26 protein-coding genes and 2 pseudogenes are annotated in these 26372 nt (G+C 66.4%); 16 read left to right on the top strand and 12 right to left on the bottom strand.

The features are described 5' to 3' along the window. Positions 1 to 47: 47 nt before the first annotated feature. From ACT9TC_RS06695 to ACT9TC_RS06675, 5 genes are read left to right on the top strand one after another with little or no spacing between them, the layout of a single operon-like run. Complete coding sequence (locus ACT9TC_RS06695) at positions 48 to 1256, top strand: levoglucosan dehydrogenase (protein WP_458042597.1); 1209 nt, start codon at positions 48 to 50, stop codon at positions 1254 to 1256. Next, entirely contained in the window at positions 1249 to 2769 is a 1521-nt protein-coding gene (locus tag ACT9TC_RS06690) for a sugar ABC transporter ATP-binding protein (protein ID WP_458042596.1), read from the top strand. The genes ACT9TC_RS06695 and ACT9TC_RS06690 overlap by 8 nt, the downstream gene beginning before the upstream one ends. Then, on the top strand, positions 2766 to 3737 hold the full coding sequence (locus ACT9TC_RS06685) for an ABC transporter permease (protein WP_396640885.1): 972 nt from the start codon (positions 2766 to 2768) through the stop codon (positions 3735 to 3737). The genes ACT9TC_RS06690 and ACT9TC_RS06685 overlap by 4 nt, the downstream gene beginning before the upstream one ends. Then, positions 3737 to 4849 (top strand): Gfo/Idh/MocA family protein, encoded by a 1113-nt coding sequence (locus ACT9TC_RS06680; protein WP_458042595.1) that lies wholly within the window; start codon positions 3737 to 3739, stop codon positions 4847 to 4849. Before ACT9TC_RS06685 ends, ACT9TC_RS06680 begins: the two co-directional genes overlap by 1 nt. Beyond that, positions 4846 to 5859, top strand: a complete 1014-nt coding sequence (locus ACT9TC_RS06675; RefSeq protein WP_458042594.1) for a sugar phosphate isomerase/epimerase family protein — start codon at positions 4846 to 4848, stop codon at positions 5857 to 5859. Before ACT9TC_RS06680 ends, ACT9TC_RS06675 begins: the two co-directional genes overlap by 4 nt. Positions 5860 to 5937: 78 nt before the next feature. Here ACT9TC_RS06675 and ACT9TC_RS06670 read toward each other — a convergent pair whose 3' ends face one another. The 4 genes from ACT9TC_RS06670 to ACT9TC_RS06655 all read right to left on the bottom strand — a co-directional run bounded on the left by ACT9TC_RS06670 (position 5938) and on the right by ACT9TC_RS06655 (position 8647). After that, positions 5938 to 7692: a DEAD/DEAH box helicase gene (locus ACT9TC_RS06670; RefSeq protein ID WP_100813402.1), complete on the bottom strand. Its 1755-nt coding sequence runs from the start codon at positions 7690 to 7692 to the stop codon at positions 5938 to 5940. A 74-nt stretch (positions 7693 to 7766) separates the two neighbouring features. Beyond that, positions 7767 to 8054 carry a hypothetical protein gene (locus ACT9TC_RS06665; RefSeq protein WP_036298068.1) on the bottom strand — a complete coding sequence of 96 codons (288 nt, stop codon included), beginning with the start codon at positions 8052 to 8054 and terminating at the stop codon, positions 7767 to 7769. 8 nt (positions 8055 to 8062) lie between these two features. Next, positions 8063 to 8284 (bottom strand): hypothetical protein, encoded by a 222-nt coding sequence (locus ACT9TC_RS06660; protein ID WP_144238012.1) that lies wholly within the window; start codon positions 8282 to 8284, stop codon positions 8063 to 8065. A 21-nt stretch (positions 8285 to 8305) separates the two neighbouring features. Then, complete coding sequence (locus ACT9TC_RS06655; RefSeq protein WP_304687017.1) at positions 8306 to 8647, bottom strand: hypothetical protein; 342 nt, start codon at positions 8645 to 8647, stop codon at positions 8306 to 8308. 115 nt (positions 8648 to 8762) lie between these two features. On the opposite strand from ACT9TC_RS06655, the gene glsA reads away from it, so the two are divergent. Next, on the top strand, positions 8763 to 9701 hold the full coding sequence (glsA, locus tag ACT9TC_RS06650; RefSeq protein WP_458042593.1) for a glutaminase A: 939 nt from the start codon (positions 8763 to 8765) through the stop codon (positions 9699 to 9701). Here the strand turns inward: glsA and ACT9TC_RS06645 are convergent, their stop codons facing one another. Together ACT9TC_RS06645 and ACT9TC_RS06640 are read right to left on the bottom strand one after the other, a co-directional pair. Continuing rightward, a complete protein-coding gene (locus ACT9TC_RS06645) occupies positions 9702 to 11195 on the bottom strand; it encodes a CoA-acylating methylmalonate-semialdehyde dehydrogenase (RefSeq protein ID WP_458042592.1) in 1494 nt (497 codons plus the stop codon). 26 nt (positions 11196 to 11221) lie between these two features. After that, entirely contained in the window at positions 11222 to 12367 is a 1146-nt protein-coding gene (locus tag ACT9TC_RS06640; RefSeq protein WP_458042591.1) for a zinc-binding dehydrogenase, read from the bottom strand. 250 nt (positions 12368 to 12617) lie between these two features. Here ACT9TC_RS06640 and ACT9TC_RS06635 point away from each other — a divergent pair, with 250 nt between their 5' ends. Further along, positions 12618 to 13082: an Hsp20/alpha crystallin family protein gene (locus tag ACT9TC_RS06635; protein WP_036297696.1), complete on the top strand. Its 465-nt coding sequence runs from the start codon at positions 12618 to 12620 to the stop codon at positions 13080 to 13082. 65 nt (positions 13083 to 13147) lie between these two features. On the opposite strand, the gene ACT9TC_RS06630 is transcribed toward ACT9TC_RS06635, so the two are convergent. After that, a complete protein-coding gene (locus ACT9TC_RS06630; protein ID WP_100813394.1) occupies positions 13148 to 13582 on the bottom strand; it encodes a MarR family winged helix-turn-helix transcriptional regulator in 435 nt (144 codons plus the stop codon). Between the two features lie 69 nt (positions 13583 to 13651). On the opposite strand from ACT9TC_RS06630, the gene ACT9TC_RS06625 reads away from it, so the two are divergent. Together ACT9TC_RS06625 and ACT9TC_RS06620 are read left to right on the top strand one after the other, a co-directional pair. Then, positions 13652 to 14110, top strand: a complete 459-nt coding sequence (locus ACT9TC_RS06625; protein ID WP_458042590.1) for a hypothetical protein — start codon at positions 13652 to 13654, stop codon at positions 14108 to 14110. A 96-nt stretch (positions 14111 to 14206) separates the two neighbouring features. Continuing rightward, complete coding sequence (locus ACT9TC_RS06620; protein WP_458042589.1) at positions 14207 to 15478, top strand: DUF2207 family protein; 1272 nt, start codon at positions 14207 to 14209, stop codon at positions 15476 to 15478. A gap of 241 nt (positions 15479 to 15719) precedes the next feature. On the opposite strand, the gene ACT9TC_RS06615 is transcribed toward ACT9TC_RS06620, so the two are convergent. Continuing rightward, positions 15720 to 16139 (bottom strand): hypothetical protein, encoded by a 420-nt coding sequence (locus tag ACT9TC_RS06615; protein ID WP_458042588.1) that lies wholly within the window; start codon positions 16137 to 16139, stop codon positions 15720 to 15722. A gap of 167 nt (positions 16140 to 16306) precedes the next feature. Between ACT9TC_RS06615 and ACT9TC_RS06610 the strand changes: the two genes are divergently transcribed. From ACT9TC_RS06610 to ACT9TC_RS06590, 5 genes and pseudogenes are all read left to right on the top strand, one after another. Further along, a complete protein-coding gene (locus ACT9TC_RS06610; protein WP_458042587.1) occupies positions 16307 to 16783 on the top strand; it encodes a MarR family winged helix-turn-helix transcriptional regulator in 477 nt (158 codons plus the stop codon). Between the two features lie 59 nt (positions 16784 to 16842). Beyond that, a complete protein-coding gene (locus ACT9TC_RS06605; RefSeq protein ID WP_458042586.1) occupies positions 16843 to 17265 on the top strand; it encodes an organic hydroperoxide resistance protein in 423 nt (140 codons plus the stop codon). 339 nt (positions 17266 to 17604) lie between these two features. After that, positions 17605 to 17889 (top strand): hypothetical protein, encoded by a 285-nt coding sequence (locus ACT9TC_RS06600; protein ID WP_458042585.1) that lies wholly within the window; start codon positions 17605 to 17607, stop codon positions 17887 to 17889. A gap of 7 nt (positions 17890 to 17896) precedes the next feature. After that, positions 17897 to 18349, top strand: coding sequence for a GNAT family N-acetyltransferase (locus ACT9TC_RS06595; protein ID WP_458042584.1), 453 nt, complete (start codon positions 17897 to 17899; stop codon positions 18347 to 18349). Between the two features lie 161 nt (positions 18350 to 18510). Then, positions 18511 to 18672 (top strand): annotated as a pseudogene (locus ACT9TC_RS06590) (IS982 family transposase); the annotation flags it as partial. On the opposite strand, the pseudogene ACT9TC_RS06585 reads toward ACT9TC_RS06590, so the two are convergent. Together ACT9TC_RS06585 and ACT9TC_RS06580 are read right to left on the bottom strand one after the other, a co-directional pair. Further along, positions 18644 to 19753 (bottom strand): annotated as a pseudogene (locus tag ACT9TC_RS06585) (ISL3 family transposase); the annotation flags it as partial. The pseudogenes ACT9TC_RS06590 and ACT9TC_RS06585 overlap by 29 nt on opposite strands. A 47-nt stretch (positions 19754 to 19800) precedes the next feature. Next, positions 19801 to 20229 carry a DUF488 domain-containing protein gene (locus tag ACT9TC_RS06580; RefSeq protein ID WP_458042583.1) on the bottom strand — a complete coding sequence of 143 codons (429 nt, stop codon included), beginning with the start codon at positions 20227 to 20229 and terminating at the stop codon, positions 19801 to 19803. A gap of 90 nt (positions 20230 to 20319) precedes the next feature. Here ACT9TC_RS06580 and ACT9TC_RS06575 point away from each other — a divergent pair. Then, a protein-coding gene (locus tag ACT9TC_RS06575; RefSeq protein WP_103663393.1) for an IS3 family transposase occupies positions 20320 to 21605 on the top strand; the annotation gives its coding sequence in 2 pieces (ribosomal slippage) (positions 20320 to 20593 and positions 20593 to 21605; 1287 coding nt in all). Between the two features lie 605 nt (positions 21606 to 22210). Here the strand turns inward: ACT9TC_RS06575 and ACT9TC_RS06570 are convergent. Next, complete coding sequence (locus tag ACT9TC_RS06570) at positions 22211 to 24319, bottom strand: MMPL family transporter (protein WP_458042582.1); 2109 nt, start codon at positions 24317 to 24319, stop codon at positions 22211 to 22213. A gap of 81 nt (positions 24320 to 24400) precedes the next feature. On the opposite strand from ACT9TC_RS06570, the gene ACT9TC_RS06565 reads away from it, so the two are divergent. Beyond that, positions 24401 to 24901, top strand: coding sequence for a MarR family winged helix-turn-helix transcriptional regulator (locus ACT9TC_RS06565; protein WP_458042581.1), 501 nt, complete (start codon positions 24401 to 24403; stop codon positions 24899 to 24901). A 16-nt stretch (positions 24902 to 24917) separates the two neighbouring features. On the opposite strand, the gene ACT9TC_RS06560 is transcribed toward ACT9TC_RS06565, so the two are convergent. Continuing rightward, positions 24918 to 26243, bottom strand: a complete 1326-nt coding sequence (locus tag ACT9TC_RS06560) for a flavin monoamine oxidase family protein (protein WP_458042580.1) — start codon at positions 26241 to 26243, stop codon at positions 24918 to 24920. Between the last annotated feature and the right edge of the window lie 129 nt (positions 26244 to 26372).

The raw sequence follows: 26372 nt of genomic DNA, 5'->3' as shown, positions 1-26372 counted from the left end.
GTTCTGTGGGGACGGCTCGAGCGGCCGTCCCCACAGAACATCCGAACGTGAACGAAAGGCAGAACATGCAGGACATCAACATCGCCATGATCGGTGGCGGATTCATGGGCAAGGCTCACTCGCTCGCGTACGCCGCGATGCCGATGTTCTTCTGGCCGGCGCCGGCGCGTCCGGTGAAGAAGATCCTCGTCGACGTCACCGACGAACTCGCCCGCTCCGCTGCGGACCGCTACGCGTGGGAGGGATCGTCGTCGTCCTGGCGCGATGTTGTCAACGATCCGTCGATCGACGTGATCGACATCGCGACTCCGAACAACCTGCATGCCGAGATCGCGATCGCCGCGGCTGAGGCAGGCAAGCACATCATCTGCGAAAAGCCCCTCGCACCCACCGCCGAAGAGGCGGGGCGGATGTATGAGGCCGCCAAGAAGGCCGGCATCGTGACTGCCGTCGCCTTCAACTACCGCCGCACACCCGCTGTGGTGCTGGCGAAGAAATACATCGATGAGGGTGCCATCGGCGAGATCCTCAACTTCCGGGGAACCTACCTGCAGGACTGGAGCGCCGACCCGAACTCGCCGCTCAGCTGGAGGTTCCAGAAGAATGTCGCCGGATCCGGCGCTGTCGGTGATATTGGCTCGCACGTCGTGGATCTCGCTCGGTATCTCGTCGGCGAGATCGCCGAGGTCACGTCGGTCGTGTCGACCTTCATCCCGGACCGCCCGCTGCAGTCCGGTGGTCTAGATGCTCTGGGCGGTTCGTCGAAGAGCGACGGTCCGCGGGGTCCCGTCGACGTCGACGACGAAGCGATGTCCCTGGTTCGCTTCCGTGGGGGCGCCGTTGGCTCGATCGAGGCGACGCGCAATGCATGGGGCCGGAACAACTACATAACCTTCGAGATCCACGGCACCGAGGGATCGATCTTCTTCAACTACGAGAACCGCGACGAGCTGCAGGTCGCGTTCAAAGGCGATGCCGCCGACCGTCGTGGGTTCCGCACCGTCTACACGGGCCCGAACACCCCGTACGGCGAATCTCTGTGGCCGATTCCCGCACTCGGTATCGGCTATGGAGAGACCAAGATCATCGAGGCCCACGACTTCCTGAAGGCCGTGGTCGAGGGCGGAACGGTGTCACCGAACTTCGCCGACGGTTACCAGGCCGCGCTCGTCGACGACGCGATCTTGGAATCGGGCCGCACGGGCCAGTGGGTCGCTGTTCCGGATGCCACAGAAGCGCTCGCTTCGGATGGCTGACGTGCCCGCCGGTGCCCCCGCGGTTCGTATGCGGGCGATCGTGAAGAGCTTCGGACCCGTCGAGGTTCTGAAGTCCGTCGACATGGACATCGTCGCCGGCGAGGTGCACGCCCTGGCGGGTGAGAACGGGGCGGGCAAGTCCACACTGATGAAGGTGCTCCAGGGGGTGCATCCGATCACGTCGGGAACGATCGAAGTCACGGGCGAGCCCGTCGACATCCGCAGCACAGCGGATGCGGAGCACGCTGGCATCGGGATGGTCTTTCAGGAGTTCAGCCTCATTCCTTCGATGACGGTGGCGCAGAATATCTTCCTCAACCGCGAGCTGAAGGACGGCATCGGGCTGGTCGACGATCGCGCCGCCGAGCGGGCCGCGAAGGAGATCTTCGACGGCCTGGGCGTCTCGATCGATCCCCGGTCGCGGGTGGAAGATCTGGGGACGGCGTACTGGCAGCTCGTGGAGATCGCCAAGGCTCTCGCCAAGGACGCGAGCGTCCTGGTTATGGACGAGCCCACCGCCAGCCTCGCCAAGCACGAGGTCGAGAACCTGTTCGCCCTGATCGAGACTCTGAAGAGTCGTGGCATCGCGATCGTCTACATCTCGCACAGGATGGATGAGATCCGTCGGATCGCTGATCGCATCACGGTGTTGCGTGATGGCCGGGTCGTGCTCGCCTCGGTCGTGGCCGAGCTGAGTGCCGCCCAGATCATCGAGGCCATCATCGGTCGGCGACTCGCGAGCGACCTGGTCTATCAAGACCGCGCGCTCGAGGCGGACGCTCCGGTGCTTCTGAGCGCGGAAGACATCGCCAGCAGCACCGTGCTGCAGTCGGTGTCGCTCACCATCCGCGCCGGTGAGATCGTGGGTCTCGCCGGACTGATGGGGAGCGGTCGTACCGAATTCGCCCGCGTCGTTGCCGGGATGGATCGACCTACCCGCGGTGCCCTGAACATCGACGGCGCCCGCGTGCGTTTCTCTTCGCCGATCGCCGCCCAGCAGGCGGGTGTGGCGCTCATCCCAGAGGACAGGCGTGAACAGGGCCTCGTGCTCGAGCACTCCGTCGCCGACAACCTGACTCTTCCGGTGCTCGATCGCGTCAAGGCTGGGGGCTTCCTGTCCCCCCGCAAGCTGCGGGCGCTCACGGAACAACTCGTCGGACGATTTGCGGTGAAGGTCGCCGACCCGTATGCCCCCGTTAGTCAGCTGTCGGGTGGCAACCAGCAGAAGGTCGTGGTGGCGAAGTGGATCAACACAGAGCCGCGCATTCTCGTGATGGACGAACCCACCTCGGGCGTGGACATCGGTACCAAAACGGAGATTCTCGACATCGTTCGCACGTTCGCCTCTCAGGGCAATGCCGTGCTGTTCATCTCTTCCGAACTACCCGAGCTCTTGGCGGTCGCCGACCGCATCGTCGTCATGCGTGAGGGGCGCTCTGTTCAGGAGCTCGCCCGCACCGATGTCGAGAGCGAAGAACAGCTTCAACTCATCATTCAAGGAGCAGCAGCATGAGTAGCGCCGCACCGGCCACCCGGCCCTCCCTCTTGTCCCGCGCCATCACCCGTCTGGACTGGCGCAGCAACATCATCTACATCGCGTTCGTAGTGGTGTTCGTCCTTTTCGCGATATTCCTCGGCGGTGACGGCTTCCTCTCCACCAATAACATGCTGAATATCGTCCGGCAGACCGCGACGATCTCGATTATGGCCGTGGCGATGACCTTCGTGATCGCGGCTGCCGAGATCGACTTGAGCGTCGGCTCGATCGCGGGCCTCGCGTCCGTCGTGACGGCGATGACGACGGCGCAGTTCGGCCTTGTGCCGGGAATCCTCGCCGGTCTGCTCGCCGGCGCGGTGATCGGCGCCATCAACGGTGGCCTCGTCGCGCTGTTGAAGATCCCGTCGTTCCTCGTGACGCTGGGGATGTTGGGACTCGCGGCCGGGCTCGCTCAGTGGATCACCTCGTCCGCCCCGCAGCCCATCACGGACCGCCTCTACGTCACGATCTTCGGCGGCAGTGACTTCGGGCCCGTACCGGGGCTGCTCGTCTGGACCGTCGTTGCGGTGGCTGTCGGGTGGCTCGTGATGAACCGGACCGGATTCGGACGCAAAGTGCTCGCCACAGGTGGAAATCCGACGGCCGCGGCCTACACGGGCATCAATACCGCGCGCATCAAGTTCACGGTCCTGTTGATGTCGGGCGTCGCGGCGGCGGTGGCGGGCATGCTCTACGCGGGACGCCTCGAGTCGGGCCGTTTTCAATGGGGCCAGGGGGATGAACTCACCGTCATCGCGGCGGTGATCCTCGGCGGCACGAGCTTGTTCGGTGGTCGCGGTGCCATCATCGGCACCCTGTTCGGTTCCCTCTTCATGGGGTTGATCAACAACGGCCTCATCCTCGCCGGACTGGACGTCGCACAGCAGCAGGTCGTGCGCGGCGCGATCATCATCGCCGCTGTCGCCCTCTCGAGGAAGAAGTGATGAACCGTCCACCCCTCCGGAGCGGAATCATCGGCACGGGATTCATGGGCCGCGTCCACACGCGCGCCGTCCGGTCGATCGGCGGCACGGTGTCGGCCTATGCCGGCCGCGACCTTGGGCGCACCCGGGCCGCGGCGGACGAAGCGAATGTGCCGCTCGCTCTGACTCCGGAAGAGCTCGTCGCTCATCCCGACGTAGACCTGGTCCACATCTGCACCCCCAACGCGCAGCACCTGCCGCTCGCTCTCGCGGCGATCGACGCCGGCAAGCACGTCATCTGCGAGAAGCCGCTCGCGCTCACCGCGGCGGACGCCTCGCGGCTGCAGATCGCCGCGAACACCGCCCGGGTCGTGACCGCGGTGCCGTTCGTCTACCGGTTCTACCCGACGGTGCGCGAGATGCGCGCCCGAATCGCAAAGTCGGGCGAGCGGATCTGGTTGGCTCACGGGCACTACCTGCAGGATTGGCTTTCGGACCAGTCGAGCTACAACTGGCGTCTGACCGACGGGGCATCCCGGGCCTTCGCTGATATCGGCGTGCACTGGTGCGACCTCTTCGAGTTCACGACGGGGCACCGCATCCAGAGACTGCACGCGTTGCAGTCGCGGTTGCACGACACACGCCATTCAGACGACGGCGAAGTCCCCGTCTTGACGGAGGATGGCGTGACCATGATGTTTCAGACCGACCGCGGCGCGACCGGATCGGTCGTGATCTCGCAGGCGACCCCGGGACGCAAGAACCGTCTCTGGCTCTCCCTGGACGGCGAGACCCGATCGTACGCCTTTGACCAGGAGAAGCCCGACGACCTCTGGGTTGGGGCGATCGAGGGTGTCTCCGTTCTGCCCAAGGGTTACGAGACGTTCTCTGACGAGGCGGTCGATCCGTATGTCACCGTCCCGTCGGGTCACCCGCAGGGCTACCAGGACAGCTTCTCGTTGTTCATGCGGGATGTGCACGCAACCATCGAGGGCAGGGCAGTCGACGGACTGCCGACCTTCGCGGATGGCGTGCGCGCTGCCCGGCTGACGGAAGCGGTGATCGCGTCGTCGATGTCTGGTCAGTGGGTCGACGTCTTCGCCGTGAACGAACGGGAGGTGAATGCCGCATGAGCGGATCTACGCATCCGGTTACGCTTTTCACCGGGCAGTGGGCGGATCTCCCGTTCGAGGAGGTCGCACGATTGGCGGCGTCGTGGGGCTACGACGGCCTCGAGATAGCGGCCTCCGGCGATCATCTCGATCTGCAGCGCGCCGAAGACGATCCCGGTTATCTTGCGTCGCGCCTCGAGATCCTCGATCGTTATGGCTTGCAGGTGTACGCGATCTCCAATCACCTCGCGGGCCAGGCGGTGTGTGACTCGCCGATCGACTTCCGGCACAAGGCCATCCTCCGCCCGCAGGTGTGGGGTGACGGGGACGCGGAGGGTGTGCGGCAGCGGGCCGCGGAGGACATGAAGCGGGCCGCTCGTGTGGCGCGTCGGCTGGGGGTCGACACCGTTGTGGGGTTCACCGGGTCATCGGTGTGGCCTTACGTGGCGATGTTCCCGCCCGTGCCGGCATCTGTCATCGACGCCGGCTACGAGGATTTCGCGGCACGGTGGAACCCGATCCTCGACGTGTTCGACGCCGAGGGTGTGCGGTTCGCGCACGAGGTCCACCCGGGCGAGATCGCATACGACTACTGGACCAGCGTTCTCACGCTGGAGGCGATCGGGCACCGCAAGGCGTTCGGGTTCAATTGGGACCCCTCGCATATGATGTGGCAGAACATCGATCCGGTCGGCTTCATCTGGGACTTCCGCGAGCGGATCTATCACGTCGACTGCAAGGACACGCGGTTGCGTCCGCTGAACGGCCGTGCCGGTGTTCTCGGATCGCACCTGCCCTGGGGCGACCCCCGTCGCGGCTGGGATTTCGTGTCGACAGGGCACGGTGACGTTCCGTGGGAGGATGCCTTCCGCGCGCTGGAGTCAATCGGTTACCGCGGCCCCATCTCCATCGAGTGGGAGGACGCCGGAATGGACCGATTGCACGGAGCCGCCGAGGCCGTCGCCTTCGTTCGGTCGAAGCTCTGGAAGACGCCGACCGATTCGTTCGATGCAGCATTCTCGAATCAGTGACGGGGCATTAACAGAAAGCCGTAGGCCCACTGCACAGCGTCGCGTGGCGGCATCCGCCCGTGACAGAGAGACGCGCGGTCACTGACGCGGCGGGCGGTCCTCGCGCTTTGCGGATCCGGCGAAGCGGTCCGGCTTCAGCTCGATGAGCTTGCCGCTGATACGGGTGTTCTCGAGGCGCTTGAGGGTGTCTCGCGGGAGGTCGGCCGGCAGCTCGACGAGCGAGAAGTCCGGGCGGATCTGGATGGCGCCGAAGTCCTCTCGGCGAAGTCCGCCCTCGTTCGCGAGCGCACCGACGATCTGGCGCGGCTCGACCTTGTGCCGGCGCCCCACGGCGATCCGGTAGGTCGTTCGCGCACCACCGCCCGTTCGAGCGCCGCTACGGGGGCCACGATCGGAACGTTCGTTGCGGTCACGCCCACCACGCTCGGGACGGTCCTGCGAATCCCGCGCGAAACGAGGCTCGGGTGCGGCATCCGGGTCGAGCAGCAGAGGCGTGTCGCCCTGTGCCACGACGGCGAGGGCCGCCGCAACGTCCGCCTCGGGGACGTCGTGGTGCTCGACGTAGTGCGCGACGATGTCGCGGAACAGCCCGATCTGTGCCGGATCCGCGAGGGCGGTCGTGATCGCGTCGTCGAACCGGGTCAAGCGCGTCGCATTGACGTCGTCGACGCTCGGGAGCTTCATCTCGGTCAGCGGCTGGCGCGTGGCTCGCTCGATCGAGGTCAGCATGCGGCGCTCGCGCGGGGTGACGAAGCTGATCGCCGCGCCCGTGCGTCCCGCGCGGCCCGTGCGGCCGACGCGGTGGACATACGACTCGGTGTCGATCGGCAGGTCGTAGTTGACCACATGGCTGATGCGGTCGACGTCGAGACCTCGGGCCGCGACATCCGTTGCGACCAGGATGTCGAGCTTGCCGCTCTTGAGCTGGTTGACCGTCCGCTCGCGCTGCGCCTGGGCGACGTCCCCGCTGATCGCGGCGGCGGTGTATCCGCGGGCCCGCAACTTCTCGGCGAGCGTCTCGGTCTCGTTCTTGGTGCGGGTGAAGACGATCATGCCCTCGAAGTTCTCGACCTCGAGGATGCGGGTGAGCGCATCGACCTTCTGCGGGTACGACACGATCAGATACCGCTGGGTGATGTTCGCCGAGGTCGTGGTCTTGGTCTTGACCGTGATCTCTTCGGGGTCGTTGAGGTACTGGGCCGAGATGCGACGGATCTGCGCCGGCATCGTCGCCGAGAACAGGGCGACCTGCTTGGTCTTGGGGGTGTCAGCCAGGATCGTCTCGACATCCTCGGCGAAGCCCATCTTGAGCATCTCGTCAGCCTCATCGAGCACAAGGTACTTCAGCTCCGACAGGTCGAGGGTGCGCTTCTCGAGGTGGTCCATGATGCGGCCGGGGGTACCGACGACGATGTGCACGCCGCGGCGGAGCGCGGAGAGCTGCTGGCCGTAGCCCTGTCCGCCGTAGACCGGGAGAACGTGCACGCCGCGCAGGTGCGACGCGTACTTCTCGAACGCCTCGCACACCTGCAGGGCGAGCTCGCGGGTGGGGGCGAGCACGAGGGCCTGCGGAGTCTTCTGCGAGAGATCCAGTCGAGACAGGATCGGCAGGGCGAACGCAGCGGTCTTTCCGGTTCCGGTCTGAGCGAGGCCGACGACGTCGCGGCCCGCGAGGAGCGGGGGGATCGTGGCGGCCTGGATGGCGGAGGGCGTCTCGTACCCGACATCCTTCAACGCCTTCATGACCGCGTCGTCGAGACCGAGGTCGGCAAATGTGGGCTCCGGACGGGCAGGCTCTGCCTCGACGGTGTCGTTCTCGTTCAGGTCGACCATGGTTTCGACGGTAGTCCCCCAACGGTTCCGCCGCGACTTGGCGCATCGCACGCGTGCGCCCGGGGACCGCCACGCTAGCGGGCAGCGAACACGGCCAAACCGATGAAGACCAGCCCCCCGGCCCCGAGCAGCGCGGCCGACGCCCACCGATAGTCGCCGTGCGTGAGGCGTGCGTACAGCTCGGTGACACGACCCGAGAGGGTCGGAAACCGGGACCAGGTCCAGGTGAGGACGAGGAACGGGCCGACCAGCGCGATCAGGAACACGACGTAAGCGGCGATGCGCAAACCGATGTGCTCGGTCAGCCCTGCGGTCACGCGCCCCGTCATGTACATGATGGGCAACGTCGTGAACCCGATCACCGCACAGCTCAGACCGAGCGGAAAGTAGCTGATCGCCGCATGATGACGTCGAGGCCGCCGCGGGCCGCCCGTCGCCGCAGGGCTCGATACGGCTGGATCGACGCCAGCCCCGGGCCCCCCGGAATGACGACGAGCGGAGTATCCGTTCGTGGCCCCGACCTCGTGTACGCGAGACGGAACGCGGGCGCATCGTGCGTTGCCGGGCGCAGTATCCGCTGGATGCGTGTCACGTCCCGAGCGTAAGGGGTGGGCTAGATCTCGTCGATGCCGGGGACGCCGTGGGGGATCTCTTCGGGCTCGGCCGGCTGTGCCCTGGGCCCGACTCGAAGCAGATTGATCTTCTCGCGCATGTACGAGATCGCTTCGGGGTTCGCCGGCGGTTGCAGGGCGGAATGCGTCGACTCGGCTATGAGGTTGGATGCGGCGTTGAGGACGAAGTCCGCCTCGACATCATCGCCGTCCTGACCGATTCCGCAGATACGAACGGTGTCGGCCGACTGCTCGGCACCCAGTAGCGCCGCGTACTCGATCAGGCAGTCGGACGTCTCGTCGTCGATGAGGATCGTACGGTCGGCAAATGAGATGCGTTTCACACGTTCCATTCTGCAAGGACCGGTGATTCGTGTCGCGGGACTTGACACAGGCAGCGGGGAACACACGCAGGCGGTAGCGGCCATGGCCGGAGCGACGCGTGACAGTCTGGGAGCTATGCCTTCACGTCGCGACGCCCGCACCTACGACCTCAAGGACCTGCGCGACCGTGTCATACGTGAGAGTGGTGGTGCGTTGGATGACAGCATCCCTCAGCTCGCCGAGGCCGACCCGGAGCTGCTGGGCATCGCGATCGTGCTGCCGGACGGATCCGTCCGTACGACCGAGCAGGCGGACGTCGCGTTCAGCGTGCAGTCCGCCGTCAAGCCGTTTCTCTTCGCCCTCGCCCTGCTCGACACCGACGGTGACGTGCTCGACCGGATCGGGATCGAGCCGACGGGCGAGGCGTTCGATGCGATCAAGCTCGAGAGCGGTACGGGGCGTCCCCCGAACCCCATGGTCAACGCGGGTGCCCTGCTGACCGCTGCGGTCGTCGATGGTGACGGTGTCGAGGGGCGGAACGAACGCATCCTGCGCGGTCTGTCGGCATTCGCCGGGCGCGAGCTCACCGTCGACGAGGATGTCGCCCGAAACGAGCACCTGCTCGGGGACCGAAACCATGCACTCGCGCACTTGATGCGTTCGGAGGGCACCCTACGGATCACCGCCGACGACGCCGTCGCGGTCTACGCGCGGGCATGCGCCGTGCTCGTCGACGCCGAAGCGCTCGCCGTGATGGGTGCGACGCTCGCGTTCGGCGGAGTGAACCCGGTCACCGGCAAGCGCGTCGTCCCCGCCGCAGTCGCGCGCGATGTCGTGTCGGTCATGGCCACGTGCGGTGTGTACGACGGATCGGGACGATGGATGCGCCGGGTCGGTATCCCCGCGAAGTCGAGCGTCTCGGGCGCGATCGTGCTTTCGGTGCCCGAGACCCTCGGCGCCGCGGTCATCAGCCCGCCCCTCGACGAGCAGGGGACGAGCGTCCGCGGCAGCAAGGCCTGCGACCTGCTGAGCGCCGAGCTCGACCTGCACGTGTTCGGGTCGCTCGGCGACTGATCAGGTGTTCTGCGGGAACCCCAGGTTGATGCCGCCGTGGCTCGGGTCCAGCCAGCGTGCCGTAACCGCCTTCTCTCGCGTGAAGAAGTGGAATCCCTGTCGGCCGTAGGCCTTCGAATCCCCGAACGCGGAGGCCTTCCAGCCGCCGAACGAGTGGTACGCGACCGGTACCGGAATTGGCACGTTGACCCCGATCATCCCGACCTGGATCTCGTACTGGAAGCGCCGGGCGGCACCACCGTCGTTCGTGAAGATCGCCGTACCGTTGCCGAACGCGCCCGAGTTGATCAGCTCGACGCCCTCTTCGTAGGTCGCGACGCGCACGATCGACAGCACCGGCCCGAAGATCTCCTCGATGTAGGCAGCCGATGTGGTCGGAACCCGATCCAGCAGGGTGGGGCCGAGCCAGAAACCGCCGGGCGCTCCGTCGGGAACGACACCCCGACCGTCCACCACGATCTCGGCGCCGTCGCTCGCCGCCACGTCGATGTACCCGGCCACCTTGTCGCGGTGCTCGCGGGTGACAAGGGGGCCCATGTCGCAGCCGCGGCGCCCGTCGCCGATGCGGAGCCCGGCCATCCGCTCGCTGATCTTCGCGATGAGCTCATCGGCAACCGGCTCGACTGCGACGACGACCGAGATGGCCATGCAGCGCTCGCCGGCTGAACCGAAGCCCGCGTTGACCGCCGCATCGGCGACGAGGTCGAGGTCGGCGTCGGGCAGCACGAGCATGTGGTTCTTCGCGCCGCCGAGCGACTGCACGCGCTTGCCGTGGCGCGCGGCCGTTTCGTAGATGTAGCGCGCGATCGGGGTGGACCCGACGAACGAGATGGACGCGACATCCGGATGCTCCAGCAGTGCATCGACCGCGACCTTGTCGCCGTGCACCACGTTGAACACCCCGTCGGGTAGCCCGGCCTCGGTCAGAAGCTCCGCCATCCACATCGCGGCGGACGGGTCCTTCTCGCTCGGCTTGAGGACGACGGTGTTCCCCGATGCCAGGGCGATGGGGAAGAACCACATCGGCACCATGGCCGGGAAGTTGAAGGGGCTGATGATCGCCGCGACACCGATGGGCTGGCGGAAGGAGTAGACGTCGACGCCCGTCGAGGCGTTCACCGAGTAGTCGCCCTTCAGGATGTCGGCGAAGCCGAGGGCGAACTCGAGCACCTCCTGGCCGCGGGCGATCTCGCCCAGGGCGTCCGAGACGACCTTGCCGTGCTCGGCCGTGATGAGCTCTGCCAGTTCGGGCTTGCGCTGCTCCAGCAGTTCGCGGAACCGGAACAGGATGGCCTGGCGGCGCGCGATCGATGTGTCTCGCCAGGCGGGGAATGCGGTCGTTGCGGCCGCCACGGCAGCGTCCACGTCGGCGGGCTCGGCCAGCACGACGGCGCCGCTCTGCTCGCCCGTGGCGGGGTCGTAAACCGTGCCGAGTCGGCGGTCATCGGAGTCGTGGCGCTCGCCATTGATCCAGTGCGGGATGCGCGTGGTCATTGTTCTCGTTTCGTTCGTAGATCGGGTCAGTCCATGACGACGACGGCGCGTCCGGTGATCTCGCCCCGGGCGAGTGCCTGATACGCGGCATCTGCATTGTCGAGGGTGTAGCGGCGCGTGACAAGGCGTGCGGTGTCGAACCCGCCGGCCTCGGCAATGTCGACGACCGCGGGCAGGTCCTCGCGCGTGCGCGCACCGAACGATCCGGTGATCGTGTAGCCGCGGCGAACGAGGGGGGTGATCTCGACCTCGGCGGCCGCGTCGCCGGCCGCGATGCCGATCGCGACCATCCGGCCCCCGTCGGCGAGCAAGCCGATCGCCTGTCGGAAAGTGGCGGGGTGACCGAGCGCCTCGAAGGCGACGTCGACACCCAGACCATGACCCAGACCGCCGGTGATCTCGCGGACGGCGGTGGCGGCATCGGTCTCGCGCGAGTTGACCGTGTGCGTCGCGCCGAGGGCCATGGCGGCCTCGAGTTTGTCGTCGGCGACGTCGATCGCGATGATCGGGTCGGCGCCCGCGGCGCGGGCCATCTGAACGACTCCGCTGCCCACGCCGCCGACCGCGACGATCGCGACCGCTTCGCCCGGTCGGACATCGCCCGCGCGGTGCACGGCACCGTACGCGGTGAAGGCGGCGCATCCGAGGACGGCGGATGTGACGGGGTCGAGGTCGTCCGGCAATCGCGTCAGCGCGGTGATCGGCACGACGGCGTATTCGGCAAGCCCGCCCATCGAGTACATGGCGAGGAAGGAGCCATCCGGCATCGAGAGGCGGCTCTCGCCGTCGTACAGCGTGCCGTTCAGGCGGTTCTGCCCGAAGAACTCCGCGCACAGGTCGTCACGCCCGCGGGAGCAGGCGGGGCAGTCGCCGCAGGGCATGATGAAGGCCCCGATGACCGTGTCGCCGATCGCGAGTCCCGTGGTCGGGGGAGTGTCGTCACCGAACGCGACGAGCGTGCCGCTGATCTCGTGGCCCATCACCGCCGGCCGGGGAAAGCGCACCTCGCCCCTCATGACGTGCAGGTCGGTGTGGCACACGCCGCACGCGATGACCTTGACGAGCGCCTCTCCCGCCCGCGGCACGGGGCGGGGAACCTCGAGGATCTCGAGCCCCGGTCCATCCGCGCGCAGCACGGCGGCATTCATCGTTCGGGGCGCTGTGGCAGTCATGGTGATCCTCGACGTCATCGTTCAGGGCTCGTGTTCGCAAGCATGGCAAGTTCACCACGGGCCCGGCAAGGGACGTCGGTGCGGTTGTCGCTGGATGAAAACGTCCGCGGTGCGGGATCGAATTATTGGCACTCTCATACGTCGAGTGCTAATCTGTGATTGTTGAGTCGAGTCGGCTCAACTCATCAACTCCATATCGAACCCGTTCATTGCCGGACGCGAATCCGGCGCAACAAGGAAGGACACCACCATGGCGACATACGACCCGTTCCGCGACCTCGACCGCCTCGCGACGAGCCTTCTGGATGCGCGGCGAGGCCCCCGCCGCATGCCGATGGACCTCTACCGCGATGGCGACCACTACGTGCTGACCGCCGATCTGCCCGGGATCGACCCGGGGTCGGTGGACATCGACGTCGACGGCCAACTGTTGACGATCCGCGCCGAGCGCACCCTTGCGGCCGGCGACGGCGTCAAGTGGATCACCCGCGAGCGTGAAGCGGCGAGCTTTTTGCGGCAGCTCAACCTCGGTCAGGGAGTCGACACCGACCGCATCTCTGCGAGCTACAACAACGGCGTGCTGTCGGTGACGATCCCCGTCAGCGAGCGCGCCAAGCCACGCAAGATCGAGGTGGCGACGGATGCCGATGCTTCCGTCATCGCAGCGCGCGAGTCGGGAGCTGACTCCTCGGGGCCGCAGCTCATCGAGCAGTAGTCAGAACCGCGTGTACAACGGATGCCGCGCCCTCCGGGGTGCGGCATCCGTCGTTTGCGGCGTGCTCAGTCGGTCGTTTCGCGCAGTTTCGCCGTCAGGCCGCGGAGCGCTTCGAGTTCGTCGTCGCTGAGCCGGGACATCCGCTCGGCGATCGTGCGTGCGTGCTGCGTCGCGACGGCGCGAAAAGCGGCCGCACCCGCCTCGGTCGCGCGGACGAGCGCACCGCGACCGTCATCGGGGTCGGCGCATTTGGTGACCAGGCCGCGGACCACCATGCGGTCGACGAGGCGAGAGACGGACGGCTGGCTGACGAGCATCCGTGCGGTCACATCGCGCAGTCGCGCGGTCATCTCGGGTCCGCGTGTCACGGTCAGCAGCACGTCGTACTCGCCCTGTTCGAGGCCGGTGCCGCGGAAGTCGCTGCTGATCTCGGTGAACACCTCGTGCTGCGCGCGGAACAGACTCTCCCACGCTTCAACGGCGAGGCGGCGGTTCGTCATGCCGTACAGGCTACTTGCCTACGGCCGGTGGCGGGCGGGTCGCGGAGTGCCCGTGTCTAGGCTGGGCCCATGCGTGCATTGCTTCGAACGGGACTGATCGTCGCGATATCGATCGCGGTGTCGTTGGTCGTCGCTCTGGGCGTAGGTGGCGGTGTCGCATCCGCATCCGCGGCCGAACGGGGCGTGGGACCGGGTCATGCCGCAGCCGTTCCGGGCGACGTCGACGACTTCTCGTTTGCGAGCCTCGACGTCGAATACACGCTGACGCGGGTCGAAGACGGCACCAGCCGGATGCGGGTGGTCGAAACCTTCGTCGCCGTCTTCCCCGAGTCCGACCAGAACCGAGGCATGCGGCGGCTGATCCCCAACAGCTATCTGAACACGCCCCTCTTCCCCTCTCTCGTTTCGGTGACGGACGAGGCAGGTGCCGAGAGGCCCGTCGAGACCGACGACGAAGACGACTTCCTCATCGTGACCTCGCGAGCGGACGACTACATGCACGGCGCGCAGACCTATGTCTTCACGTAGGACCTGCAGAACGTCACGCGGGGCCTCGACGACACCGCTACCGATGAGCTGTACTGGGATGTCAACGGCGAGGAATGGGCACAATCGTTCGACCGAGTGGCTGCGCGCCTGATGCTCGACGGTGACCTGGCCCCAGCGGCTACCGGCGACGTCGCGTGTTATCAGGGCTCGACCGGCTCGACGGGTCGCTGCGAGATCCTGATGGCGACCGACTCGGCCGGAGCCGTGGTTACGGCTCGCGCGGCACCGTTGGCGCCGCGGCAGACGATGACGATCGCGGTGGCCTTCGAACCGGGCACCTTCGTCCCGTTCGATTCGTCTCCCTTTGCTTCGCCGGTCGGATGGTTGCAGGGCGGGGCGACGCTCGTCGCTGTGCTGGCCGTGGTCTGGGCCGCGGTCATCCGGCGGCGTCGGCTGCGTGATGAGCCGGGCCGCCCGACGGTGATCGCCGAGTACGACCCGCCGCCGGGGCTCGACGCGCTCGAGTCGGCGGTGCTGTGGGGTGCGCCGACGAAGGGCATTCCGGCGGAGGTGCTGGAGCAGGCGATCGCGGGCTCGATTCGAATCGTCGAGGGCGAGCGCAAGTGGGGCAGTCAGACGTTCGAACTCGAACTGGTGGACCGTTCGCGGGCCGACGAGAACGGCCGGGAGCTGCTCGACGGGATGTTCCCCGACGGGCAGACGACGTTCACGCTCGGCAAGAGTGACGCTCGGGTTTCGCGAACGGCGCAGAAGATCCTGAAGGAGGCGGATGCGACGCTCGCGGCGATGGGTGTGCGCCGTGAGGTGCCGGGAATTGTGCGAGCTCGGCCAATCCTCGTCGGAGTGCTCGCGGCGGTCGCGTCCGTGATTCTGGGCGTTGTGGGTCTCGAGGGCGGGATCACACCCGCATGGTCTGTTCCGCTGCTCATCGCGGCGCCCATTCTCGCGATCACGGCGGGCGTGCTGGTCTCGCGCCGTCCGCTGACATCGCGCGGGGCTGAGCTGCGCGACCACCTCGCCGGAGTGAAGTTGTTCATCGAGTGGGCGGAGGCGGACCGCATCCGGATGCTGCAGTCTCCGCGCGGCGCCGAGCGCTCGTCGATCGCCGTCGACGATCCGCGCCAGATGATCAGGCTGTACGAGCGCCTGTTGCCCTACGCGGTGGTGTTCGGTCAGGAGAAGAAGTGGGCCGAACACATCGTCGTCTACTACGGCGACTCGACGCCCGGTTGGTACTACGGCACGAGTGCGTTCAGCGCGGCTGCCTTCTCATCGAGCATCTCTTCCCTGTCGACGAGCTCGTCAACGGCGTCGACCTCGGGTGGGTCATCCGGCGGCGGTTCCGCGGGCGGTGGCGGTGGCGGAGGTGGCGGCGGCGGGGTGTAGTCGCCTCCGGTGTGAGCTCCGCGCAAGAGTAAGGGCCGGTCAGAGAAGCTTCTGACCGGCCCTTGTCCCTTGCACCAAGAGTGTCCTGCAATCACATGTCGGGAGCTGCCACAGCAAACAACTTCCGTGCTTGCACTCTATAACGGCGAGGTAACGATGGGCAAGGATTGTCGTTATGTTTCTGTGATTTCCTGACACGTCCTCAGGCGCTGCCCGTCGTGATGGTCCCCATGGGGCGTCGTCACTCAGCTTCGGTCGCGGGCGTCCAGGCAAGCCACTGATTGCCCTCGTGAGCGATGGCCCAGTCATCGCACAGCAGTACCGAATCGATCGAATACACATCGATGTCGCTCTCGACGTCCATGGTCGGCGAGGACGTGCGCGGGACCGCTTCGCAGCCCTCCGGCTCGGTCGCGGAGTCGTAGCGGACCGTCATGGTGTTCTCCGCCCGGGTGGAATCCACCGCCGTGATCGCTTGTGCGTCGGCGGGAAGCCAGCTCGCGATGCCGGAGTGCTCCCGTGCAAACTCCGTCGCGTTCGTGAAGTTGGTCTCGACGCTGCCGTGTGCCGCTGCGTCGTATGCCGTGCAGCCGCCGAGGATCAGGACGATGGAGACCAAGCCGAGGGCCGCGAGGCCCGGGGCAGGGGAAGTTGTGTTCATGCTTCCACGCTACGAATCCCGTGCACGGGGGTCGTCCGGCGAAGGGATGACCCGGCCTCAGTCGTGAGGATGACTCGGCTGGGATCGGTCTGCGGATGGGCGCACGTGGTCGTCCCCTGACGGCACGATCAATGAGTTATAAGTTGTGCACAACTAAATTGCGTGCAATGCTTCTGCATATGACCGCATCGCAGAACGCCGATCGCCGGATCATCGATGACATGCTGTGCTTCTCGCTCTATGCGGCCAGCCGTGCGACGACCCAGGCCTACCGACGCATCCTGAAGCCGTGGGGGCTGACGTATCCGCAGTACCTCGTTCTGGTCGAGCTGTGGGAGCACGAGCCGCGCACAGTCGGCGAGCTCGGGGGCGACCTGGCGCTCGATTCGGGAACTCTTTCGCCCCTGCTCTCGCGGCTCGAGAAGCTCGGTCACGTCGCTCGCACACGCTCGAGCGATGACGCGCGCGTCGTGTCGATCCATCTGACCGCTCAGGGGCATGCGCTCCGCGACGAGCTTGCTCACGTGAGCGACGAGATCCGCCGTTGCCTCGCCGTTTCACCCGCCGCCGCGCGCGCGTTGCTCGCCGATCTGCATGCGTACACGGATGCCGTGGATGCATCTATCGCCGCTGCATCCGCGTAGAGCCGCTGCCAAACCAAACGTCCACCCGATCGTCACACAACGAAGAAGGAAGCTCCGCCATGGAAACGCTCTACACCGCAGAAGCCCTCGCAACCGGCGATGGCCGCAACGGCCATGTCGCAACGGTCGGCGGGCTGCTCGACGTCGACGTCCGCGTGCCGAAAGAGATGGGCGGCTCCGGCGACGCGCTCAACCCCGAACTGCTCTTCGCCGCGGGCTACGCGGCGTGCTTCCACAGCGCTCTGCTGAGCGTCGCGCGCAGCCAGAAGGTTGCGCTGCACGACACGAGTGTCGGCGCGCGCGTAGGAATCGGATCGAACGGCCAGGGCGGGTTCGGCCTGTCGGTCGAACTCGAGGTCGTTATTCCCGACGTTCCCGCCGAACAGGCACAGTCTCTGGCCGATGCCGCGCACCTGGTCTGCCCGTATTCGAACGTGACGCGGGGCAACATCGAGGTCGTCGTCCGGGTCGTTGAGGACTGATCCCCGCGGCTTGCCGCACACACGGTGAAGGGCCGGTCAGAGAGGCTTCTGACCGGCCCTTGTCCCTTGCACCAAGAGTGTCCTGCAATCACATGTCGGGAGCTGCCACAGCAAACAACTTCCGTGCGTGAACTCTATAACGGCGAGGTAACGGCGAGCAAGGGTTCGTCGTTATCTTTTTGTGATTTTTTCTGCGGCTGTCGGTGGTCATGCGCACTGTCAGCGCTGCCACGCAGCTTGTCAGTGGCTGCACGGATGTTTGGTGCGGCCAGGAATCTTGTCAGCGGATCCGTCCCGCGGTGGAGTTGCAGCAAGGATGCTGCTTCTACCCTGGGGCGTATGAGCGAATTCCTCGGGTGGGGTGCAATCGGGATCGTGCTCGCCATCCCGATCGTCTTTGGGGTGGTGGGAATCGCAACACGCCGGCGCCATCATGCTGGCGATGCCACGGCACCCTCATCTGCGGGTTTGCTCGGATTCGACGAACTCTTTCACCCGTCTGCTCATAACGCGCGGATCGAGTGGGAGGCCGAGCAGGAGATTCCCGCCCCGGCGCCGACGCCCGACAAGGGGCCGGGTGTCATCGAGGCTGGCAGCAGGATCGTGATTGAGGTCTCTGAATGAGGACGTCATGCTGAGCCTCCGGCAGCGCGCGGATGTCGACATTTCGACGGTGATCGGTTGGATTCCCGAGGCGAGGGCGCTGTACCTCTTCACGGGATCCCGGTTGGTGTGGCCGCTGACAGTGGATCAGCTGGCAGCCATGACCGTGACTGGTGACGTAATCGCGTTTGTGATGGTCGACGATGGGTCGCTTCTGATCGGACACTTCGACCTGTCGCTGGCTGACGAGACGGCGCGGATCGGCAGAGTGATTGTCGATCCCGCCAAGCGCGGTCGCGGCTACGGCGGCGCGTTGGTGGGCTTGGCTGTAGAGAGTGCTCGGTCGTTCGGCGCGAGGCGGATCGCGCTGAACGTGATCGCCGACAACGCGCCGGCCGTTGTAATTTATGAGCGAGCCGGGTTCCAGCACCTGCCCATGGGCGACAGGCCCGACGTTCGGTCCATGGCCCTCACCCTCTGACTCTCCGGTGTTGCTTCGGCATCTCGGTGTTAGGGCGAGGTGGCCGGTCGCGCCCTAGCAGTGTGGGCGTGTTGACGGCCGCAGACCTAAATGAGTGAGTCCGTTTGGCTGGGTCGGCGTGGATGCTGTTAATCGCAGGCGGAGGGTGTTAACCCCGGTGTGTGAAAACTGAACTCAACACCCTCCTGATCACACTCTACGTCCACCTCGATGACCGGATCCTGCCCGCGATCGGCTTCACCCGCGATCACCACCCGGGCCGCAAACCCGCCCTCAACGACGCGGAATTGCGGCTCATCGCAATCGAGGGTGTAGTTGGGGTCTGAATCCTCCGGACTCGAGGAGCGATCTCGCGATGTAGTTGGTGAGGTTGCGGAAGCCGAGGGCGGAGCCGCGGAGGTGTTCGAGGCGGCCGTTGATGGCCTCAGTGGGTCCGTTCGAAGTGCCGGGTCGGTCGAAGAACGCGAGCACGTCGACCGCTCGTTGTTTCAGGGTCCGGCCGAGGCGACGGATCTCGACGAGGGCTGGGGGGACGCTGCTGGTGACGGAGTCGATGACTGCTTGCATCATGGTCTTCCCCTTGGTCTTGTCGGGTTCTCGGTAGGCGGCGATCATGCGTTGGTAGATGCCCCAGGTCGCTTCGACCTCGACGTGCTCATCGCCAGCGAACAACGCCTCCAAGCGCGCGCGTTGCTTCTCGGTGAGCAGGTTCGCGCCGGTGTGCAGGGTGCGTCGGGCCGTGTAGAGCGGGTCGCCGGCGCGGCCGCGGTGGCCGAGGGTGGCCTGTTGGACGCGTTGCCGGCACCGGTCGAGGGCGTCGCCGGCGAGGCGGACGACGTGGAACGGGTCCATCACCGGGACCGCGTCGGGGAGTTCTTCCGCTGCGGCGGTCTTGAACCCGGTGAACCCGTCCATCGCGACCACATCGACGCCGTCGCGCCAGGCCTTCGGGCGGCCGGCGAGCCACTGCTTGAACACGGCCTTCGAGCGTCCCTCGACCATGTCCAACAGCCTGGCGGGACCGGTCCTGTTCCGTGTCGGGGTGAGGTCGATGATCACGGTCACGTACTTGTCGCCGAGCCGGGTGTGTCGCCAGACGTGCTCGTCGACACCGATGGTGGTAACCCCGTCGAACCGGTGAGGGTCATCGATGAGACGACGCTTGCCCTCGGCGATGATCGCGGAGTTCGCCGTATGCCACGACACCCCCAGCCCTGCCGCAGCACGGGAGACGGTCAGGTGATCGATCACGATCCCGGTCAGCGCCCACGTGAGCCCGCCTCGAGAGATCTTCGCCCGCCGGGGCGCAGCCTTCGTCGTGTCCTCCCGCCACGTTCGACAGCAGTGCTCACAGCGATACCGGCGCACCCGCACCAGAAGTGTCGTGGGACGGTGCCCGAACGGTGTATTACCCGCCGGAAGGCATCGCTACGCGCGTCGGTCTGTTCGACCTAGACGAGCACTGATGACTGGACGTCCGACACTGCGGTGATGACCTGCTGGCGGTGGCAGTGCGATTCGTCCGCTTCGTAGCACAGCACGGCAACGGTGTGACGCTCGGCTAGAGCTGCCAGCTCGAGCACCGCCGCGGCGCCGTCACCGCTGCTGATCATTTCGCAGTAGCTCACGCGCGCCGCGATGCCCTCGTCTGACGCGGCGTCGGCGTAGGCGGGACGATTCTCCTTCGGATTGCCGAGCCGACGGTCGTGGATGTAACGGATGCCTGCGGCCGACATCGCCTCCGACAGTGCGCGCTTGGACAGCCCAGGCTTACGAGACAGGGGGGTCAATCGAATGTCGACCAGCACCTCGACATTGTCCGAGTTGAGTTGCTCAACCAACTGGTCGACGCTGATTCCTTCGTATCCGACACCGATCACGCGGTGCTCCTTTCCGGTTGATCGGGAACGCGCGCGTTGAAGCGCCCCAGGTTTGATGCCGCATCCTTTTGAGTTGGAAGGATGTATGTCATGCCGAAGAAGATCGATCCTGCCCTGCGTGAGCGCGCTGTCCGGCTGGTGCGTGAGCATCGTTCGGAGTATCCCTCGTTGACGGCCGCGTCAGCGGCCGTTGCCCGCCAGGTCGGCGTGGGCCACGAGTCGGTGCGCCGGTGGGTGCTGCAAGCCGATATCGACGACGGCACCCGCGACGGGATCACCAGCGTCGAGCATGCCGAGATCAAGCGGCTCAAGGCCGAGAACAGTCGTCTGCGGGAGGATGTCGCGATCCTGAGAGCTGCGACGACTTTCTTCGCGGGGGAACTCGACCCCCGCAACCGTTGATGCTGGGCTTCATTGACACGATGAGAGCCGAAGGTCACGCGGTCGAGTCGATCATCCGGGTCCTGCAAGCGCAGGGCGTGAAGATCGCCGCGCGCACCTACCGAGCCCACCGGCAAGGCATCGTCGCAGTGCGGACGATCACGGACGCGCAGGTCCAGGACGCTGTCCGCGCCGCGGCATGGACCATTGTCGAACGCAACGGGACGATGCGTCGCGTGCTGACTCCCGAGGGCCTCTACGGGCGGCGGAAGATGACCGCGCTGATCCGCCGCACGTCGATCCCCGGCGCGTCGCGAGGCGCGGTCGACCGGGCCATGCGCTCGCTCGGGCTGTCGGGAATCCGTCGCGACAAGGGCACCCGCACTACGATCCCCGCCAAGGACGGGGTCCGTGCCGGCGACCTGCTGAACCGCGACTTCACCGCGCCCCGGCCGGATCACACCTGGGTGATGGACTTCACCTATTGCCGCACCTGGGCGGGCTGGGTCTACGTCGCCTTCATCGTCGATGTCTACTCGCAACGCATCGTGGCCTGGCACGCACAGACCACCAAGCACGTCGAGCTGGTGATGATCCCGCTGCGCATGGCCCTCTGGGAACGAGCGCGTGATGGGCACCCGGTCCAGCCCGAGCAGCTGCGGGCACATTCGGACGCCGGGTCTCAATACGTCTCGCTGGCCTACACCGAGAAGCTGGCGCTCGATGGCATCGCACCCTCGATCGGGTCCGTCGGCGACGCGTTCGATAACGCGCTGATGGAGACGATCAACGGGCTCTACAAGGCCGAGTGCATCCGCACGACCGTGTTCCACGACGGGCCGTATCGGACCATCGCAGACGTCGAATTCGCGACCGCCGGCTGGGTCAACTGGTACAACACTCGTAGGCTTCACTCGAGCCTCGGCTACGTCCCACCCGCCGAGTTCGAGCAAGCCCACTACGCGACCCTCAACCGAGAGCCGCAACCCGCATAGGAGCGGCACAAAACCTGGAGCGCTTCACGTTGCGCACGGACTCGACAGGCTGTCGAGCAAGTTTTCGCACCACTCCGGGCGACGAACTCATTCCCGCAGGCGACACACGTATGTGTGCTGCCGCGTCTGCGGAGCTGTTCGTGTCGAACCTGGCGAGCCATCGTCATGAGTGAGTCATCACTCCTGTTGGCAAGCTGCACGTAACAAATGTAACTGTTACACCTGTTACATCTGCCTCCTTTGGGTTCCGGAGTGGCAGTACACGAGCGCAACTGTTGGTGTGGCTAGATCTGCCTATCTGGACCACGACCTTCCGGCGCGTCGTGCGTCGATGCATCCGTCGCGAAGAGTTTTTGGAACGGGAACATCGAACAGCCGTTTCGGCGCAGCCTGACAAACCCCGAACACATCGTCCGGTGGGCGGTGTCGAGGCACCACAAGTACCGCGATCGCGTTACTCGGCTGGACGCCGAGACGCCCGGGTTGTCGGTCGTGCGTTTGCCCTCGCGGGGTGACATCGAGTTGTGGGTCCGTGGATCGCTTGCGCTATCGGTCGGATGGCCTCCGGATGCCAATCAGAACGAGTGACCTGCCGGGTTGCTGGCTCACCTAACGGGCGCCACCGGCGCCACAGCCAATGCATCCGCGCCGCGCGCCGCGGCATCCGCATCGCGGAGCTTCGGCTTACGCGGCCACCAGAAGGCATCCTTCGTGATGAACGCGAGCGCGGGAACGACCACCGTGCGGACGAGCAGCGTGTCGATGAGCACGCCGATGCAGACGATGATGCCGATCTGGGTCAGCGTGATGAGCGGCAGCACACCGAGCACGGCGAACACCGCGGCCAACAGGATTCCGGCGCTCGTGATCACGGCGCCCGTCGCGGCAAGCGCGCGAATCATGCCCTGTGTGATGCCCAGGTGGTCGGACTCCTCCTTCGCCCGCGTCACGAGGAAGATGCTGTAGTCCACACCGAGCGCAACGAGGAACAAAAAGCTGAAGAGCAGAACGTTTGTGTCGATGGCGGGGAAGCCGAAGAGCGGGGTCTGGAAGAGCCACCAACTCAGGCCGATCGCCGAGAAGAAGCTCGCCACGACCGCAAGGAGGAGCAGCAGCGGAGCGACGAGCGCTCGCAGCAGCACGACGAGGACGATGAGCACGAGCACCAGGATCAGCGGGATGATCAAAGCCTGATCGCGGGCCTGCGCGTTCGTCACGTCGAGGGCTTGGGCGTCGAGCCCACCCACGAGCCCCTCGCCGGTGCCGACGCTGTCGAGGGCCGCGCGCATCCGCTCGACCGTGGCGAATGCCTCCTCGGTCTCGGCGTTCGCGCCGAGCGTGACGTCGATCCGGGCGAGGTCGTCTGTCGTCTCGCCGGTCGCCGCGGAGTCGACGCCGTCGAGGGCGGCCAGCGCACCCTCGGCCTCTTCGGCTTCGTCCAGGGGAACAATGACGAGGGAAGGCGAGGTCGTTCCGGCCGAGAAAGCCTCGGCGAGGACCTCCTGCCCCTGAACGGCCTCGGGCTTCTGCAGGAATCTGTCGTTCTGCGAGAGCCCGGTCTGGACGAAGAACAGCCCGCTGGCCATCACGCCGAGCACGATGAAGCCACCCGTAGCCACGATGACCGGACGCTTCGAAACCGCACGCCCGAGCTTGCCCCAGACGCTCCGGGCAACGGCATCGGGTGAGCCGAAGCGCGGGATGTAGGGCCAGAAGAGCCCACGCCCGAACAGCACGAGTGCCGCGGGAAGGACGAACAACGCGAAGATCATCGCGACGACGATGCCGACGGCGCACGCCAGCCCGAGTGCCCGGTTGCCGGCGAGCTCGGCGAGAAGCAGGGTCAGCAGCGCGAGCGCGACGGTAGAGCCGCTCGCGATGATCGCGGGGCCCGCGCCGCGCAGGGCGCGCTGCATCGCGACCCGGCGATCCTCGTGCAGGCGCAACTCGTCGCGATATCGCGCGATGAGCAGCAGCGCGTAGTTCGTTCCCGCGCCGAAGACGAGCACCGACAGGATTCCGGTGACGGATGCATCGAGTTGCACGCCGACCGCGCTCGCCACCTGTCGCGCGACGATGCCGGCGAGCCCATCCGCGACCCCGATAACGACGAGCGGGACGAGCCACAGCCAGGGGCTGCGGTAGGTGATGAGCAGCAGCACGGCCACGACGATCACGGTTGTCAGAAGAAGGGTGAAGTCGGCCCCCGCGAAGACGGCAGCGATATCGACCTCGAACCCCTCGGCACCCGTCAGATAGACCCGCACCCCGTCGAGATCCGCGGATGCCGCGTCCCGGAGTTCCTGGGCGCGCTCGCTCTGCGCGGCGACGTCCGACTCGGGTTCGAGTGGCATGACGACCAGGGCGACCGTCCCGTCGTCCGAGACCTGCGCGGGAGGAACGAATCCCTCGCGGGAGAGGTCCGCGAGCTCGCCCATGGCGTTCTCGTTGATCAGCGCGAGCGTGCCGGCGTCCAGTTCGCCCTCTTCGGACGCGAAGACCAGCAGGGCCGAGGTGTCGTCGGCGCTCGGGAACTGTTCCCGCAACTGATCGACCTGGACGGACTCGGCGCTGTCGGGCAGGCCGACCGAGGGTGCTGTTTCGGACTCTTCGCCCCCCGCGATGCTGAAGAGCGCGGCCGCTGCGAGAGCCGCGAGAACGAGCACGATCCAAGACGTCTTGGCGGATGTGATGAAGCGCAGCAAGCCGTTCATGAGGATTCTCCACGTCTGTGAAAGTAATTTGAAGTTCAAACTATATGACTATCGAATGAATGTAGCGATATCGTGGAACTCATGCAACCGAGGCACGGCGAGGGTCCAGGCGCGGACGCGTCCGGGTTCTCTCCGACCCGTCCGGCCACGGCGTTGTTGCGCGAGTTCATCGAGCTCACCGACCAGTTCGAGCGCGCGATAGCAACCGAGCTCGAGGTGAATCCGACGGATCTGGCGGCGATGGAGCATCTGCTCATGGGCGGTCCGCTGGGCCCGACCGAGCTGGCGCGGCGCGTGGGCATCTCTGCCGGCGCCGCGACCACGTCGATCGACCGCCTCGTCGCGCTCGGTCACGTGACGCGCGAGCCCCACCCCACCGATCGCCGCGGCACTCTGGTCGTACCGCAGCCGGCGTCGCGCGACCGGGCGCTGGGACGGCTCATGCCGATGATCATGGGTATTGATGCCGAACTCGACTCGTTCACCGAGGCCGAGCAGGAGCTCATCACCCGGTATCTGCGTCAGGTGGTCGAGCGGTTGCGGACGCACGCTCGTCCCCGGGCATCCGAAGCCGAAGGATGAGAAGGCGCTCCGCCGGTCAATCCATCCAGAGCCGCTCGATCGGGATGTCCTGATCCAGGATGCGTGTAGCCGCCCGATGTCCGGAGTACATCGCCGCGGTCACGGTGGCCGGGTCATCCGTCCACGTCGCCTCGCCCGCCAGGTGCAGGACCCCGCCGATCGGGGTGGCCAGGGCGTCGTGATCGTCGGTCGTCGACCCGAGCGTCATGTATGCGTACGAGCCGCGGGCGAACGGGTCATCCTGCCAGCTGGTGATGTGCACCTGAGTCGGTTGTTCGACGCGATCGCCGTACAGCCGACGCAGCTGGACGAGCACGGACTCGACGATCCGTTCGGTTGCCCAGTTTCGTGTCTCGATGCCCGCGGGTCCCGCCGCGAAAGTCAGCAATGTGGGCTCGCCGTGCAGGGCGGTCAGGTCGTACCAGGAATGCCACCAGCGACCTTCGGGGCCTTGCTGGCGGATCGCGTAAACGTCCTCGTCCCAGAACTTCGTCGGGAAGCGTAGGAACACCTTCTCGAAGGCGTTCATGGTCAGGCGTCCGAGGGCACCCGCCACGGGTTCCGGCAGGGTGGGCTCGATCGTGAAGTCCTCGGACTGAAGCACACCGACCGGCACCGTGACCACCGCGTCACGCGCAGCGAACACTCCGCGATCGGTCGTCACGACGACTCCGTCGGCGCTCCACTCGACGCAAGACACCACGTGCTCGAGTCGCACGTCGAGCCCCTCCGCCAAGCCCGTGGCCAGGGTGTCGTACCCCTGCGGGAACACCACTTCGTCGCCGTCGATCGAGTCGTCGTCGAGCCCGTGGGCTGCGAGGTCCTCGATCCACGCGCCGTACTGCTCTTCGGCGCGGTGCTCGAGATACTCGCGCACGCGCTGGGTGCGCTCCGCGTTCCAGCCATGCTGCGCGAGAGCCGCCTCGGTCACGTCGCGGTACGAAGCATCCGGAGCCGAACCGGCGATCACGTCGACGAGAGTCGCGTCGACGGCATGGATGTCTGATACATAATCCCGTGCGGCGGCGTCCGAGAGGCGACGCCCGTCGGGCCCGTAGTGGGCGATCGGGCGACTGTCGGGCTGGTACCCGCCGACCGTGAACTCGACCATCGGCATTCCGAACGCTTGCGCGGCGGCCGCGACGGGGGAGTCGGTGATTCCGTGGATCCAGGATGCGCCCAGGTCGGTGATGAGCCCGTCGCTGCGGTCGGTGTGCACGCGGCCACCCACGCGGTCGCGCGCCTCGAGGATCACGACGCGGCGGCCGGCTCTCGTCACGAGGCGCGCCGCGGTCAGCCCCGCGATTCCCGCGCCGACGACGATCGTGTCGAAACCGTCCACGGCTAACCCTCTCTCGCCGCGCCCTCGTGGCGCGGTCCCGACGCTATCGCTCCGGCGCTGTCGAGCGCGAGGATTTGTCGGTCCAGCGTCGCCGAGTTATACCCCCAGGGGTATGCTAGTCTGAGCCGG

Source organism: Microbacterium sp. HM-570 (assembly GCF_054165885.1).
This window is presented reverse-complemented; position numbering and strand designations above follow the sequence as displayed.

Excerpts from the sequence above, each read along its gene's own strand:
- ACT9TC_RS06635 (WP_036297696.1), top strand. The coding sequence starts at position 12,618 with ATGGCGACATACGACCCGTTCCGCGACCTCGACCGCCTCGCGACGAGC.
- ACT9TC_RS06615 (WP_458042588.1), bottom strand. The coding sequence starts at position 16,139 with ATGAACACAACTTCCCCTGCCCCGGGCCTCGCGGCCCTCGGCTTGGTC.
- ACT9TC_RS06570 (WP_458042582.1), bottom strand. The coding sequence starts at position 24,319 with ATGAACGGCTTGCTGCGCTTCATCACATCCGCCAAGACGTCTTGGATC.
- ACT9TC_RS06685 (WP_396640885.1), top strand. The coding sequence starts at position 2,766 with ATGAGTAGCGCCGCACCGGCCACCCGGCCCTCCCTCTTGTCCCGCGCC.
- ACT9TC_RS06645 (WP_458042592.1), bottom strand. The coding sequence starts at position 11,195 with ATGACCACGCGCATCCCGCACTGGATCAATGGCGAGCGCCACGACTCC.
- ACT9TC_RS06565 (WP_458042581.1), top strand. The coding sequence starts at position 24,401 with ATGCAACCGAGGCACGGCGAGGGTCCAGGCGCGGACGCGTCCGGGTTC.
- ACT9TC_RS06640 (WP_458042591.1), bottom strand. The coding sequence starts at position 12,367 with ATGACTGCCACAGCGCCCCGAACGATGAATGCCGCCGTGCTGCGCGCG.
- ACT9TC_RS06675 (WP_458042594.1), top strand. The coding sequence starts at position 4,846 with ATGAGCGGATCTACGCATCCGGTTACGCTTTTCACCGGGCAGTGGGCG.
- glsA (WP_458042593.1), top strand. The coding sequence starts at position 8,763 with ATGCCTTCACGTCGCGACGCCCGCACCTACGACCTCAAGGACCTGCGC.
- ACT9TC_RS06630 (WP_100813394.1), bottom strand. The coding sequence starts at position 13,582 with ATGACGAACCGCCGCCTCGCCGTTGAAGCGTGGGAGAGTCTGTTCCGC.
- ACT9TC_RS06680 (WP_458042595.1), top strand. The coding sequence starts at position 3,737 with ATGAACCGTCCACCCCTCCGGAGCGGAATCATCGGCACGGGATTCATG.
- ACT9TC_RS06690 (WP_458042596.1), top strand. The coding sequence starts at position 1,249 with ATGGCTGACGTGCCCGCCGGTGCCCCCGCGGTTCGTATGCGGGCGATC.
- ACT9TC_RS06595 (WP_458042584.1), top strand. The coding sequence starts at position 17,897 with ATGCTGAGCCTCCGGCAGCGCGCGGATGTCGACATTTCGACGGTGATC.
- ACT9TC_RS06625 (WP_458042590.1), top strand. The coding sequence starts at position 13,652 with ATGCGTGCATTGCTTCGAACGGGACTGATCGTCGCGATATCGATCGCG.
- ACT9TC_RS06670 (WP_100813402.1), bottom strand. The coding sequence starts at position 7,692 with ATGGTCGACCTGAACGAGAACGACACCGTCGAGGCAGAGCCTGCCCGT.
- ACT9TC_RS06600 (WP_458042585.1), top strand. The coding sequence starts at position 17,605 with ATGAGCGAATTCCTCGGGTGGGGTGCAATCGGGATCGTGCTCGCCATC.
- ACT9TC_RS06610 (WP_458042587.1), top strand. The coding sequence starts at position 16,307 with ATGCTTCTGCATATGACCGCATCGCAGAACGCCGATCGCCGGATCATC.
- ACT9TC_RS06605 (WP_458042586.1), top strand. The coding sequence starts at position 16,843 with ATGGAAACGCTCTACACCGCAGAAGCCCTCGCAACCGGCGATGGCCGC.